This window comes from Stenotrophomonas sp. YAU14D1_LEIMI4_1 (assembly GCF_003086815.1).
Classification (GTDB): Bacteria; Pseudomonadota; Gammaproteobacteria; order Xanthomonadales; family Xanthomonadaceae; genus Stenotrophomonas.
This window is the reverse complement of sequence record NZ_CP025997.1, coordinates 2,294,783-2,309,127: the sequence shown is the minus strand read 5'-3', so window position 1 is coordinate 2,309,127 and position 14,345 is coordinate 2,294,783. Positions and strand designations below refer to the sequence as shown.

At 68.4% G+C, this 14,345-nt stretch carries 9 protein-coding genes; all 9 read left to right on the top strand.

Translation table 11 applies throughout. The features are described from left to right. Positions 1-2 precede the first annotated feature (2 nt). A complete protein-coding gene (locus tag C1932_RS10725) occupies positions 3-1,550 on the top strand; it encodes an FAD-dependent oxidoreductase (RefSeq protein WP_108762143.1) in 1,548 nt (515 codons plus the stop codon). Between the two features lie 31 nt (positions 1,551-1,581). Further along, positions 1,582-1,902, top strand: a complete 321-nt coding sequence (locus C1932_RS10720) for a hypothetical protein (RefSeq protein WP_234412093.1) — start codon at positions 1,582-1,584, stop codon at positions 1,900-1,902. Positions 1,903-2,168: 266 nt separating this feature from the next. Further along, positions 2,169-3,728 (top strand): glycogen synthase GlgA, encoded by a 1,560-nt coding sequence (gene glgA, locus C1932_RS10715; RefSeq protein WP_108762142.1) that lies wholly within the window; start codon positions 2,169-2,171, stop codon positions 3,726-3,728. Beyond that, a complete protein-coding gene (glgB, locus tag C1932_RS10710; protein ID WP_108762141.1) occupies positions 3,725-5,959 on the top strand; it encodes a 1,4-alpha-glucan branching protein GlgB in 2,235 nt (744 codons plus the stop codon). Before glgA ends, glgB begins: the two co-directional genes overlap by 4 nt. Further along, positions 5,956-7,677, top strand: a complete 1,722-nt coding sequence (gene treZ, locus C1932_RS10705) for a malto-oligosyltrehalose trehalohydrolase (protein WP_108762140.1) — start codon at positions 5,956-5,958, stop codon at positions 7,675-7,677. Before glgB ends, treZ begins: the two co-directional genes overlap by 4 nt. Continuing rightward, positions 7,674-9,512, top strand: a complete 1,839-nt coding sequence (locus C1932_RS10700; protein ID WP_108762139.1) for a 4-alpha-glucanotransferase — start codon at positions 7,674-7,676, stop codon at positions 9,510-9,512. Before treZ ends, C1932_RS10700 begins: the two co-directional genes overlap by 4 nt. Next, entirely contained in the window at positions 9,509-12,049 is a 2,541-nt protein-coding gene (treY, locus tag C1932_RS10695) for a malto-oligosyltrehalose synthase (RefSeq protein WP_108762138.1), read from the top strand. The genes C1932_RS10700 and treY overlap by 4 nt, the downstream gene beginning before the upstream one ends. Further along, positions 12,036-12,209, top strand: a complete 174-nt coding sequence (locus tag C1932_RS10690) for a DUF2934 domain-containing protein (RefSeq protein WP_108749770.1) — start codon at positions 12,036-12,038, stop codon at positions 12,207-12,209. The genes treY and C1932_RS10690 overlap by 14 nt, the downstream gene beginning before the upstream one ends. Further along, complete coding sequence (gene glgX, locus C1932_RS10685; RefSeq protein WP_108762137.1) at positions 12,196-14,316, top strand: glycogen debranching protein GlgX; 2,121 nt, start codon at positions 12,196-12,198, stop codon at positions 14,314-14,316. Before C1932_RS10690 ends, glgX begins: the two co-directional genes overlap by 14 nt. Positions 14,317-14,345 lie beyond the last annotated feature (29 nt).

The following is a 14,345-nucleotide window of genomic DNA, read 5'->3' as shown; positions in this document are numbered from 1 at the left end:
AAATGAAGGCGTCAACTGAAGTGCTGATCTGCGGCGCAGGTGCCGCAGGCCTGGCTCTGGCCATTGAACTGGCCAGACGCGGCGTTGCCATACGCGTGATCGAGCAGCGCGAAGCGCCGTTCCAGGGCTCGCGCGGCAAGGGAATCCAACCGCGCAGCCTTGAGATCTTTGAAGACATGGGCGTGGTCAACCGCCTGTTCGCCGTGGGCGGTGCCTACCCGCCAACCCGCACGCATCACCCGGACGGCAGCAGTACCGATGCAGTGATGCTGGAGGCATCCCGCGCGACCGTGGCCGAGCCCTATGGCGTGCCGTTGATGGTGCCGCAGTTCGCCACCGAGCAGGTGCTGCGCGCACGCCTGGCCGAGCTGGGCCACCACGTGGCGTTTGCCCATGTGCTGCGCGACTTCGAGCAGGACGCTGACGGGGTCACGCTGCAGCTGGATACCCCGGTGGGCCCGCAGGCGCTGCGCGCGCGCTATCTGGTCGGCGCCGATGGCGGCCGCAGCACGGTGCGCCGGGTCCTGCAGATCGGATTCCCTGGCAAAACGCTGGGCGTGCGCGCGGTGGTTGCCGATATCAGCCTTCAGGGCCTGCCGCGCGATGTCTGGCACACCTTCAACGAGCACGACCCGCAGCAACGGCTGATGCTGTGCCCGCTGATGGGAACGGCGTTGTTCCAGCTGCAGGCACCGGTACCGCTGGAAGGAGAGGTGGACCTGTCCGCCGCCGGGCTGCAGGCGATGGTGCAGCTGCGCTCGGGGCGCGATGACATCGTGGTGCAGCAGGTGCACTGGGCATCGGCCTACCAGATGAATGCGCGGCTTGCCGACCGCTATCGCAGCGGCAACGTGCTGTTGGTGGGCGACGCGGCCCACACCCATCCGCCCACCGGCGGACAGGGCCTGAACACCAGCGTGCAGGATGCCTACAACCTGGGGTGGAAGCTGGCAGCGGTGCTGCGCGGCGCGCCGCCTGTGCTGCTGGACAGTTACGAGCAGGAGCGCCGGCCGATAGCCGCCGCCATGCTGGGCCTTGCCACGAACCTGCTGGAGCGCGCACAGCACGGGGACCACCGGCGCGGGCGCGAGGTGCAGCAGCTGGATCTGCAGTACCGCAACTCGCCACTGACCGCGCAGGCGGACGCGGGCATCGCGAAGGCACTTCCCGGCGATCGCATTCCGGACGCGCGGCTGCAGGGCGCGGGTGGTCAGCCGGCACGGCTGTTCGATCTGCTGCGCGGCACCCATTGGACGCTGCTGGGCCACGCCACGGACCGGCACAGCGTTGTGCCGCGTGCCGGGCTGCAGGTGCATGTGCTGGGCGCCCAGGGCGAATGGCGGGACGTGCACGGCGACATTGCCACAGCGCTGGACCTTGCTGAAGGCCATTGGCTGCTGATCCGCCCCGACGGCTACGCCTGCGCGCTGGGTGCGGCGGCCGAGGTGGAGCGCGTGCTCGCCCGATTCGATGCCTGCATGCCAGCGCACCGAGGCAGGGGCGTTGGCAGTACCATGCACGCCCACGATCGTTCCGGCCTTGAATCATGATGTCTGCGTACAGCCCCGCCCAGGTGCCCGCATGAAAGTAGAGCTGCAGCAGCAATCGCTGCACCTGTGCCTGGCGCCCGCCGAACTGCAGGCGCTGCTGGGTGGGGAAACGGTGGAGAACATGACCCGCTTCGGCGGCGTGGAAGGCTGGGGCCTCGCGCTCTCGCTGCACGCGGGTGACCAGCCGGTACTGCTGGATGGCGGCACGTTCTGCCGGCTGGTGCTGCCGCGTACAACCTTGCAGCCGCTGGCGGACGCAGGTTCGGTGCCGGTGCAGCAGGTGCTTTACCTGGACGATGGCGGCACGCTGCAGGTGCAGGTCCTGGTCGCGCCGGTGCAGCCTGTCGCGTGACCTCGCAGTAGGGGCCGGCGTTGCCCCCCGCAAGGCGGGCACGCGTGCGGGCAAGATGGTTGCCACAGGCACAGGGCGGACCGCATCGAAGAATGTGTACTGAGCTCATGCAGCCCTGTCACAAATAAATCGCCATCACTTCACAGCTGTTTGATATGCAACAGGGCACATTCGCGTAGAGCCTACGCGCACGTCCCCCACGTTCCGCGACGACTTCCTTCCCAGCACACGCGCCCAGAAGGGCGCCGCTGGCGTCTGCCTGACTGATTCAGAGAAGCATCATGGCCCTCGACCTCGTCGCCGGTTCCCCGTACGACTCCGTGGCAGACACTGCGCTGCCCGCACCCGGCGCTGTGCCCATCGGCACGCGCCGCGGTCCCTCACAGCCCATTGAACTGCCCGCGCTCGTGCAGCGGGTGCTGTTCGTGGCCACCGAGATGGCCGACTTCATCAAGGCCGGTGGCCTGGGTGATGTCGCTGCGGCCCTGCCACGCGCAGTGCGCGCCAGCTGTGATGCGCGGGTGCTGTTGCCGGGCTATCCCGAAGTGCTGCAGCGCCTGCCGCAACTGCGCGAGGTGGGCCGCATTGGCGGCCGCGCCGGGCTTCCCGCCTGCACCCTCGGCATGGCGCTGCAGGCCGATGGGCTGCCGATCTACGTACTGCTTTCGCCCGCCCTCTATGAGCGCGACGGCTCGCCCTACGTGGATGCGCAGGGCAGGGAGTGGCCGGACAACGCGGTGCGCTTTGCCACGCTTTCGCATGCCGCCGCCGAGCTCGCCGCGGGCAGGGCGGGGCTGGACTGGACCCCGCAGTTGCTGCACCTGAATGACTGGCCGGTGGCACTGGCCGCTGCCTACGTACGCTGGGACCGAACTGCCGTACCGACCCTGCTGACCATCCACAACCTGGCCTACCAGGGGCTGTTTCCCTTCGCGCTGGCGCCTGCTCTGGGCGTGCCGGCCGAACGGCTGGATGAACTGCACTTCCACGGCCAGATGTCCTTTCTGCAGGGTGGCATTGCCAATGCAACACGGCTGAACACGGTCAGCCTTCGCTACGCGCAGCAGATCACGGCGGCCGAGGATGGTTGCGGCCTGCATGAACTGCTGGCGCGTCGCGCTGCCGGCGGTCACCTCAGCGGCATCGTCAATGGCATCGATGCCAGTTGGGACCCGCGCCGCGACATCCATCTGAAAGCGCGTTTCAGCGTGGGCCAGTGTGCGGGGCGCGATGCCAACGCGCAGGCCGTGCGCCACGCCTTCGGTCTGCAGCCATCGCAGGGTCCGTTGTTTGCCGTGGTATCGCGCCTGGTCCACCAGAAGGGCCTGGACATCACCTGTGATGTGGCCCCGCAGATCGTTGCTGCCGGTGGCCAGCTGGTGGTGATCGGCGGTGGCGAGCCGCAGGTCGAGGCGCAGGTGCAGGCACTGGCGCAGCGCTACCCGGGTCGGGTGGGCGCCTTCATCGGTTTCGAAGAAGGCTTGGCGCGGCAGATGTTCGCCGGCGCGGATTTCCTGCTGATGCCATCGCGTTTCGAACCGTGCGGGCTGAGCCAGATGTATGCCCAGCGCTTTGGCTGCCTGCCGGTGGCGCACGCCACCGGTGGTCTGGTCGACACGGTGGAGGACGGCGTGACCGGCTTTCTGTTCCATGGCGCCAGCGCCGATGGGCTTCGCCGTTGCGTGGAACGGGCCATGCGTACCTTCCGGCTGCCGGTGCTGATGCAGGCCATGCGGCGTGCCGCGATGCTGCGTCCGGGCGGCTGGGAAACCGCCGGCCGCGCGTACCTGGCGCTGTACCAGCAGACCTGCGGGGTCGCGGCATGACCGACGGCGGGCGCGGCACGGTGGGTGTGGAATGCGGGCTGGGCCCGCAGCTGGATGTTGCCGCGGCAGTGGCGGCGGAACTGCAGGATCTGGCCCAGGCCCGGCCTGCGGACGCGTTCGCATGGCTGGGGCCGCATGTCGATGCCGATGGCAATCGGCTGATCCGCGTACTGGTGCCGGACGCGCGTCGGGTGGAGGTGGTGTCAGCGGGCGGCCGACGCTGGGATCTGCGCAGTACCGGACTGCCCGGACTGTTTGTGGGGCCGGCCGGCGACGAGGAGATTCCGCTGCTGGCGCTGCATTTCGCCCACGGTATCGAGCAGGTGCATGACGCCTACGCGTTTGGTCCGTTGTTGGACGAGGCGCTGCTGCAACGCATCCACCAGGGCGATGCCGATGCCATGCGCGCACTCGGCGCGACCGTGATGACACTGCACGGAGTTGCCGGTGTGCGCTTTGCGGTGTGGGCACCGAATGCGCGGCGCGTGGCGGTCATCGGTGATTTCAACGGATGGGATGGACGCCGCCACCCCATGCGCCTGCGCCATCGCGCCGGGGTGTGGGAACTGTTCGTGCCTGCGGTGAAACCGGGGGACTGCTACAAGTTCCGCATCATCGGTGCGCAGGGCCAGTTGCTGCCGGACAAACTGGATCCGATGGCGCGGTGGGCCGAGCGCGCACCGGCGACGGCATCGCGCGTACCGGCCGACGCACCGCTGCGCTGGAACGATCAGCCTTGGCTGGACCGCCGCCGCAGGCTGGGCGCTGCAGCGCCGCTGTCCATCTACGAGGTGCACGCCGGCTCGTGGCAACGGCTGGATGACGGCGGCGCGCTGGACTGGGATGGGCTGGCAGAGCGGCTGATCCCCCACGTGACCGGCCTGGGATTCACCCATATCGAACTGCTGCCGGTCAGCGAGCACCCATTCGGTGGATCGTGGGGGTACCAGCCGCTGGGTATCTATGCGCCAACGGCCCGCTACGGTACCCCGGAGGACTTCGCCCGCTTTGTGGACCGCTGCCACCAGGCTGGGCTGGGTGTGATCGTGGACTGGGTGGGCGCGCACTTTCCCGAGGATGGCCACGGCCTGGCACGCTTCGATGGCACCGCCCTGTACGAGCATGCCGATCCGCGCGAGGGCAAACACGCCGACTGGGACACGCTGATCTACAACTACGGCCGCAACGAAGTGGCGGGCTACCTGCTGGGCAGCGCGGTGGAATGGATCGAGCGCTTCCACATCGATGGGCTGCGCGTGGATGCCGTGGCTTCGATGCTGTACCGCGACTACAGCCGCGCCGACGGGCAGTGGGTGCCCAATGTGCAGGGGGGGCGTGAGAATCTGGAGGCGGTTGCGTTCCTGCAGCGCATGAACCAGACCCTGCGTGAGCGCTTCCCGGACGTGTTGGTCATTGCCGAGGAAAGCACGGCCTGGCCTGGCGTGACCCGTGCGGTGGCCGATGGTGGCCTGGGCTTCACCCACAAATGGAACATGGGCTGGATGCACGACACGCTGCAGTACCTGCGGCGCGATCCGGTGCATCGCCCGCATCACCACAGCGAGATCAGCTTCGGCCTGGTCTACGCGTTTTCCGAACGTTTCTTGTTGCCGCTGTCGCACGACGAAGTGGTGCACGGCAAGGGCTCGCTGCTGCGCAAGATGCCGGGCGAGCGCCGCCAGCAGTTTGCCCAGCTGCGCGCGTACTACGCCTTCATGTGGGCGCACCCGGGCAGCAAGCTGCTCTTCATGGGCGGCGAGTTCGGCCAGGCGGAGGAGTGGGCCCATCAGCGCGGGCTGGAATGGCAGCAGGCCGGTACGCCCGAAGGGGGCGGACTGATGCGCCTGGTGGCCGATCTGAACGCGCAGTTGCGGCAGCAATCTGTCCTGCATCAGCACGAGCATGACGAGCGCGGGTTTGCCTGGAGCGTGGGCGACGACAACGGCAACAGCGTCTTCGCCTTCGTGCGGCAGGACCCCACGGGCAGGGCGCCTGCGGTGCTGGTGGTCAGCAATTTCACCCCTGTGCGGCGCGACGGCTATCGCGTGGGCGTGCCCACGCCGGGCCGCTGGTCAGAGTGCCTGAACACCGACAGCCACCATTACGCGGGCGGCAACGCAGGCAACCTGGGTGCGGTCGGCACCGATACCCGGCCCATGCACGGCCATGCCCAGTCATTGCGACTGACGTTGCCGCCGCTGTCGACCCTGTACCTGCAGGTAGCGCAATGACCGCAGACGCGCGCCTGGGCGCGTGGCCGATGGACGACGGTGCGGTGGCGTTCCGGCTGTGGGCGCCGGATGCCGCGCAGGTGGAACTGGTGCTGGCGGGCGCGGCGATACCGATGCGCCGGGAGCCTGACGGTACCCATTGGGTTCATGCCGCTGCCGGGCATGGCGACCGCTACCGGTTCCGTCTGCCCGACGGCAGTGAAGTGCCAGATCCCGCGTCGCGCTGGCAGCCGGACGGCATCGATGGCCCCAGCGCCGTGGCCATGCCTGGCCACCACGTGTGGCTGACCGGGCAACGCAACCCGGTTGCGTGGTCGGACATGGTGATCTACGAAGTGCATGTGGGCGCAGCGGGTGGCTTCGAAGCGCTGATCGCACAACTGCCGATGCTGGCCGAGACCGGTATCACCGCGATCGAGCTGATGCCGGTGGCGCAGTTTCCGGGCAACCGCAACTGGGGCTATGACGGTGTGTTTCCGTATGCCCCGGCGCAGGCCTACGGCGGCCCCGACGCGTTGAAAGGCTTTGTTGATGCCGCACATGCGGCCGGCATGGCCGTGCTGCTGGACGTGGTCTACAACCATTTTGGACCGCAGGGGAACCATCTGGCCCAGTACGCCAAGGCATTCTTCCGCAGCGGGCACAGCACGCCGTGGGGCGAGGCCATCGATTTCTCGCAGCCGCAGGTGCAGCGCTTCTTCATCAACAATGCGCTGATGTGGCTGCAGGAGTACCGCTTCGACGGCTTGCGCCTGGATGCCGTGCATGCCATCGCCGATGACAGCTTCCTGCAGCAGCTCAGTGATGCGGTGCGCGCCCAGGTGCCGCATGCCTGCCTGGTGCTTGAGAACGAAGGAAACCAGGCGCACTGGCTGCGCGGTGCCTACCAGGCACAGTGGAATGACGACTTCCACAATGCGCTGCACGTGCTGCTGACCGGCGAGAACGAAGGCTATTACGCCGCCTATGCCGGTCGTGCCGAGGCGCTGCTGGCGCGCTGTCTTGCCGAAGGCTTTGCCTGGCAGGGCGAGCCCGACCTGCACGGCGTACCACGTGGCGAAGCCAGCGCAGACCTGCCACCGTCGCGGTTCGTGGTGTTCGCGCAGAACCATGACCAGGTCGGCAACCGCGCGTTCGGTGATCGCCTGAGTACGCTGGTTTCGCCGCCGCAGCTGCGCATGGCCATGGCGCTGACCGTGCTGACGCCGATGGTGCCGTTGCTGTTCATGGGCGAGCCGTGGCAGGCAACATCGCCCTTCCTGTTCTTCACCGATTTCGAAGCGCCGCTGAACGAGGCCGTACGCGAAGGACGCCGGCGCGAGTTCGCCGGGTTCAGTGCCTTTGCCGATGCCGCTTCACGCGCGCGCATTCCGGACCCGAACGATCCGGCAACGCTGCAGGCGTCCTGTGTGGCCTCGCCCGGCGCTGACCCCACGGCGCAGGCGGCACTGGCATGGCTGCGGGAGCTGCTCACGGCGCGCCGGCGTTACCTGCAGCCGGGCCTGGAACAGGCGCGTTCGCTGGGCGCGATGGTACTGGGTGCGGGCGCCGTCCAGGCCGGCTGGCAGTTGCCTGCCGGGCAATGGTGGATCGCCATCAATGCAGGCGCCGAGGCGGTGGCCCACTCCCTTCCCGAGGGCGAGCCGCCGCTGCAGCTTCCGGCCGGCCCATGGCTGGCGCCCCAGGGTGGGCTGCAGCTGCGCTGGTTGCAGGCATGAGCACCGACGCAGCGCTGCAGGCCGCCGCCCGTGCGGCCGGACTGATGCCCGAGTGGGAAGATGTAGCCGGGCGCCATTGCACGGTGTCTCCCGCCGTGTTGCGTGTGGTGCTGGCGCAGTTGCAGCCGGATGCAGACGCCCAGCACGCACCGCTGCGTACGGCCATCTGCGGCCAGCCCGTGGTGCTGCCGGCAGTATCCAGCGCGGCGGGCTGGGTGGATGAAGCGGGCAGGGCGCACGACGCGCGGCAGGATTCGCGCGGTGCGTGGACCGCGCCGGAACAGCCGGGTTACTGGCACTGGCAACAGGGGCGCAGGTCCATCGCCATCGCGGTGGCGCCGCAGAAAGCGTGGTGGCCCGCGCAGCTTGATCGGGCCTGGGGCCTGGCGGCGCAGGTATACAGCCTGCGCAGCGACGCCGACGCGGGGATCGGAGACAGTGCAGGGTGCGGGCCGTGGCTGCAGCGCCTGGTCGCGCACGGCGGGCACGCACTGGCACTGAGCCCTTTGCATGCCGGCTTGCCACCCACGGCCGGCTACAGCCCTTACTCACCCAGCGACCGCCGCTGGCTGGACCCGTTGCAGGCCTCGCTGCTGCAGGGCGTTCCCGATGCTGCCCGTGCCGCGCTGGCAAGCAACCCTGCCTTGGCCGAGGCCGTGCAGGTCGCCACCGCGGCGCGGCGTATTGATTGGCCCGCCGCAGCCGACCTGAAGTGGCGCTGGCTGCGTTCGGCCAGGGTCCAACTGCAGCGCCTGCAGCCGGGGCAATGGGACGCGATAAGCCAGTGGCGGGGCGAGGCCGGGCCCGCGTTGCAGGCGTACTGCGCCTTGGCCGCCGACCCGCGCAGTGGCGATGCGGACGATCACGCGTTCGCGCAATGGCTGGCGCAGCGGTGCTGGTCGCAGGTGCAGCAGGGCGCGCGCAGCGGCGGTGCCGGCATCGGGCTGATCGCCGATCTTGCTGTCGGCTGCGCGCCCGAAGGTACCGAAGCGCGTTCGCAGCCGCAGTGCATGCTCTCGGGTCTGGAGCTGGGTGCGCCGCCGGATGCCTTCAACACCCAGGGCCAGGCCTGGGGCATTACGGGGTTCTCGCCGCTGGCCCTGCGCAGGCAGGGCTATGCCCCCTTCATCAACCTGCTGCGATCGGTGATGGCCGGCCGCGGCGGCGTGCGTATCGACCATATCCTGGGCCTGCACCGGCTGTGGGTGCTGCCCAGCGGCGGCTCGGCCAGTGACGGCGTCTACCTGCAGTTTCCGTTGGATGATCTGTTGAACCTGCTGGTGCTGGAGTCGTGGCGGCATCAGTGCGTGGTCATCGGTGAAGACCTGGGGGTGGTGCCTGCCGGCATCCGCCAGCAGCTGGCCAGCCGTGGCGTGCTGGGCGTGGACGTGCTGCCGTTTACGCGCAATGCGAGCGGCTTCCTGGCGCCTGCCGCTTGGCGGCGCGAGGCCGTCGCGATGCCTTCGACCCATGACCTGCCGCCACTGGCGGGATGGCTGCGCGGGCGCGATCTGCGCTGGCGGGCGCGGCTGGGGGAGATGGACGATCTACCCGCTGCGATGGCACAGCGTCGCGCCGATGCGCAGGCGCTTGCGCACGCCGCGCACGGTGAGGAGGTGGAAGACGCTGCACTAGAGCGGCTGGCCGCCACGCCGTCACGGTTGGCGCTGCTGCCGCTGGAGGACGCGCTGGGATTGCGCACGCAGGTCAACCTGCCCGGCACCGTCGGCGTCCACCCGAACTGGCGGCGGCGACTGCCGCTGCGCTGGGATGCGCCTGCACTGCAATCGCGGCTGGGGCGCATCAGTGCCGGTCGCGGCGGAGCAGGCCGATGACCGCGCTCCGCGCCACCGCCCGCCTGCAGTTGCACGCTGGCTTCGACTTCGCTGCCGCCGCGGACCAGGTGGGCTATTTCTCTTCGCTGGGCGTCAGTCATCTGTATCTGTCGCCGATTGCGGCGGCCATGCCCGGTTCCAGCCACGGCTACGATGGCATCGACCCCACCCGCATCAGCCCGGAACTCGGCGGTGAAGCGGGCTTCCTGCACCTTGCTGGCCGCGCCCGCGCGCATGGACTGGGCCTGATCCTGGACTGGGTGCCCAACCACCTGGCGGCCGCGCCACAGAATGCCTGGTGGTCGGACGTGCTGATGCATGGCCGGCGCAGCCCTTACGCGCATTGGTTCGATATTGACTGGGATGCCGCAGCCTGCGGGCAGCGGCTGTGGCTGCCGGTACTGGATCGGCCGCTGGACGCGGCCATCGGATCCGGCGTGCTGCGCGTGGACGACGACGGCGATCTGCCCGTGCTGCGCCACCACGACCTGTGTCTGCCGTTGTCACCGCGCAGCTATCCGTTGGAGCGCCATGCGCGGCAGGGCTGGGTGGCACGCTGCAATCGTTCTGCCGAGCGCATGCATGCGCTGCTGGAACGCCAGCACTACCATCTGGCGTGGTGGCGCACCGCCGGTGACCAGGTCAACTACCGCCGCTTCTTCGACATCACGACGCTGGTTGCGCTGCGGGTGGAGCGCGAGGACGTGTTCGAGGCGGTGCACGCGCTGCCGCTCCGGCTGGTTCGCGAGGGCCGGGTGGATGGCCTGCGCATCGACCACGTTGATGGGCTGTCCGACCCGGGCGGCTATCTGGCGCGGTTGCGCGCCTGCCTTGACGCGGCGGTGGTAGAAGGCGGCCGCGCAGGCCATGAGATCACCCTGCACGTGGAGAAGATCCTGGCCGAGGGCGAATCCTTGCCAGACCGGTGGTGCTGCGATGGCACCACCGGCTACGACTTCATGGACCAGGTGGGCGCATGGCTGCATGACGATGCCGGTGCCGACGCGCTGACGGCACAGTGGCAGGCCCGTGCCGGGGACCGGCGTACGGTTGATGAGGTGCAACGGGCGGCCCGCGACGCGCTGTTGGACGGCTCCCTGCATGCGGATCTGCAGCGGCTGCGGGTCTGCGTGCGGCAGGTGCTGGGCGCAGCGGCACGGCAAGCCGATGTGACCGACGCAACGCTGCGCAGGGCGGTGTGCGCGCTGCTGCGCTGCTACCCGGTGTATCGGCCGTATCACCTGCAGACCGAAGCCGAGCGCGATGCTTTGCAACGCGCCAGTGAAGCAGCTGCTGAAGGGCTGGATGAAGCCGCACGCACAGCGTTGCGCCTGCTGGTGGATGCCTTGCAGGCTCCGGATGCGGACGCGCTGCGCGTGCGCTTTGGCCAGCTCTCGGCACCACTGAACGCCAAGGCGGTGGAGGATACCGCCTTCTATCGCTACTTCCGCCTGCTGTCGCGCAATGAAGTGGGCAGCGACGCGCAACGGATCGGTCTTGATGGCAGCGAGCTGCTTGCGCTGGCACAGGCGCGTGCGCGGCAGCAACCGCTGGCGATGCTGGCGTTGGCCACGCATGACCACAAGCGTGGACCGGATGCCCGGGCGCGCCTGGCGCTGCTGAGCAGCGATGTGGCGGCGTGGCAGGCAGCGCTGGCGGACTGGGAGCGGCGCTGTGATGCGGCGGGCATGGCCATGCCATTGCCCGCTGCCGAAGCCTATGCGCTCTGGCAGGCGCTGGTCGCAGCGTGGCCGATGCAGGGCAGGCCAGAGGCGGATTTCGCAGGGCGGATGCAGCAGTGGCTGCGCAAGGCCCTGCGCGAGGGCAAGCGGATCAGCAGTTGGCTCGACCCCGATCTTTCCGTGGAGGATGCGGCCTGTGTGTGGCTGCAGTCATTGCTTGCCGGCAGCCGCCTGCAGGATGTCCGCGCCGCTTTGGCTGCGTTTGTTCAACGCATCGCGCCTGCCGGTGCAAGCAACGGGCTGGCACAACTGTGCCTGCAGTTGTGTCTGCCAGGTGTCCCGGACATCTACCAGGGCACCGAGTGCTGGGATCTGAGCCTGGTCGACCCGGACAATCGGCGCGCGGTCGATTTCGCGCAGCGCGCACATGCACTGGCCGATGATCGATCGTGGGCAGCGTTGCTGCACGACTGGCACAGCGGTTCGCCCAAGCTGCGGCTGCTGGCCGCGCTGCTGCGATTGCGCAGCGACAATGCCCCGCTGTTCCTGCAGGGCACGCTGCGCAGGCTGTCCGAAGCCAAGTGCACACGCCTGGTCTTCGTACGTGAGTACAGGGGGCAGCAGTTGCTGGTGGCGGTCAGGCGGGCGGGGATGGAGCAGCCTGTCGGCCCAGGCCTTGCCTGGCAGGATGCGGCGCAGCAGTTGGTGCCAGGGGTTCCGCAGCGACGCATGCGCAACGTGCTGGATAGTCGCACGCAGATGTTCAACGGTTCCGCCACCGACGCGCTGCTGTTTGCGGGCAGCCCGGTGGCGGTGTGGATCAGCCAGGAGAGTGGGGCAGATGGACAGCAGTGAGCGGCGACGCCGCATCGAATTGTTGGCGCACCAGATATGGGAGGCCGAAGGGCGCCCGGATGACCAGCAGCAGCGGCATTGGCACATGGCCGAACGCCTTGTTGAAGCAGAAATAGCGGCCCTGCACGCGGCTGAGGACGAACACGATGGCAACGCGTAAATGGACCCAGACCTCGCGTGTGCGCGAAGGCCGCCCCTTCCCGCTGGGCGCGACCTGGGATGGCCTGGGAGTGAACTTCTCGCTGTACTCGCGGCATGCCACCAAGGTGGAACTGTGCTTGTTCGATGCGCGCAACCGGGAAGTCGAACGGATCGTGCTGCCCGAATACACCAACGAGGTGTGGCATGGCTATCTGCCGGATGTGCGGCCGGGCCAGCGCTATGGCTACCGCGTGCATGGACCGTACGCGCCGTCGGACGGGCATCGCTTCAACCCCAACAAGCTGCTGCTGGACCCGTATGCAAAGCAGATCGTGGGTGAAATCAAGTGGGCGCCGCACCTGTTCGGTTATACGCTGGGCCACCGCGATGCAGACCTGAGTTTCGACCGTCGCGACAGCGCGCCGTACATGCCGCGCTGTGCAGTGATCGATCCGGCCTTCAGCTGGGGCGGCGAGCGCGCGCCGGCGACCGCCTGGGACCGATCGGTGATCTACGAGGCACACGTGCGTGGCCTGACCATGCAGCACCCGGGCGTACCGCCGGCCGAGCGCGGCACGTTCTCGGCGTTGCGGCACGACGCGGTGGTGGACCACCTGGCGTACCTGGGCGTGACCGCGATCGAGCTGCTGCCTGTGCATGCGTATGTGGACGACCAGCAGCTGCTGGAACGGGGGCTGCGGAACTACTGGGGCTACAACACCATTGGCTTCTTCGCGCCGCAACCGCGCTACCTGTCGCTGGAGACCATTGCCGAGTTCAAGCAGATGGTGGCGCGGCTGCACAGCGCGGGCATCGAGGTGATTCTGGATGTGGTCTACAACCACACCGCCGAAGGCAACGAGCTGGGGCCCACGCTGTCGTTCAAGGGCATCGACAACGCCAGCTATTACCGCCTTGCCGAGGACCGTCGCTACTACATCAACGATACCGGCACCGGCAACACCTTCGACCTGACCAATGCCGGTGCATTGCGCATGGTCATGGATTCGCTGCGCTATTGGGTGACCGAGATGCGCGTGGATGGCTTCCGTTTCGACCTGGCCACCATCCTCGGCCGCGAACGCCATGGGTTTGATCCCTCGGGCAGCTTCCTCGATGCCGTGCGCCAGGACCCGGTGCTGAGCCAGGTGAAACTGATTGCCGAACCGTGGGACATCGGCCCGGGCGGCTACCAGCTGGGTCAGTTCCCGCCCGGCTGGGCCGAATGGAACGACCGTTTCCGTGACACCACCCGTGCGCTGTGGCGCGGTGATGCCGGGCAGCTGCCGGAGTTTGCGGCGCGCTTCACCGGATCGGCCGATCTGTTTGACCATCACGGGCGCCGGCCGTCGGCCAGCATCAACCTGGTCACCGCCCACGACGGCTACACGCTGCATGATCTGGTGAGCTACAACGACCGCCACAACGAGGCCAACGGCGAGGACAACCGCGACGGCCATTCGCACAACCTGTCGTGGAACCACGGCGTGGAAGGCGATACAGACGACGACGGCATCCTGACCCTGCGTGCGCGGCAGATGCGCAACCTGCTGGCCACGCTGCTGCTGGCGCAGGGCACGCCGATGCTGCTGGCCGGCGATGAGTTCGGCCATTCGCAGCGCGGCAACAACAATGCCTACTGCCAGGACAATCCACTGAGCTGGATCGACTGGGAACGCGCGGCGCAACCCGGCCCGCGGGCGCAGGCAGCGTTCGTGCGGCGCGTCCTTGCGCTGCGGCGGCGCTACGGCCTGCTGCGGCGCAATCGCTTCCTGACCGGTGACTACGACGCATCCCTGGGCATGCGTGACATCGAGTGGCGGCGGCCGGATGGCGAGCCGATGGGCGAAAGTGATTGGCACGATGCGGAACAGCGCGCCTTGCTGATCGTGCTCGATGGCCGCAGCCCTGACAGTGGCCTGCGGGAACCGGGCCGCCACGTCAGCCTCGCCCTTCTGCTGAACCCGAGTGACCAGCCGCAGCGGTTCCGCCCGTCCGACCAGGTGCTTTCGTTCCGCCGGGTGGTGCTGCAGACCGATGAGGCGCCGCTGGACATGGACGAAGAGGGGCAGTGGACGCTGCCGGCGCGCAGTCTGTGCCTGCTGGCATCGAGCAGCGCCGCGTGATGGCGCGACCGTTGTGGGCCGGTAGCGCC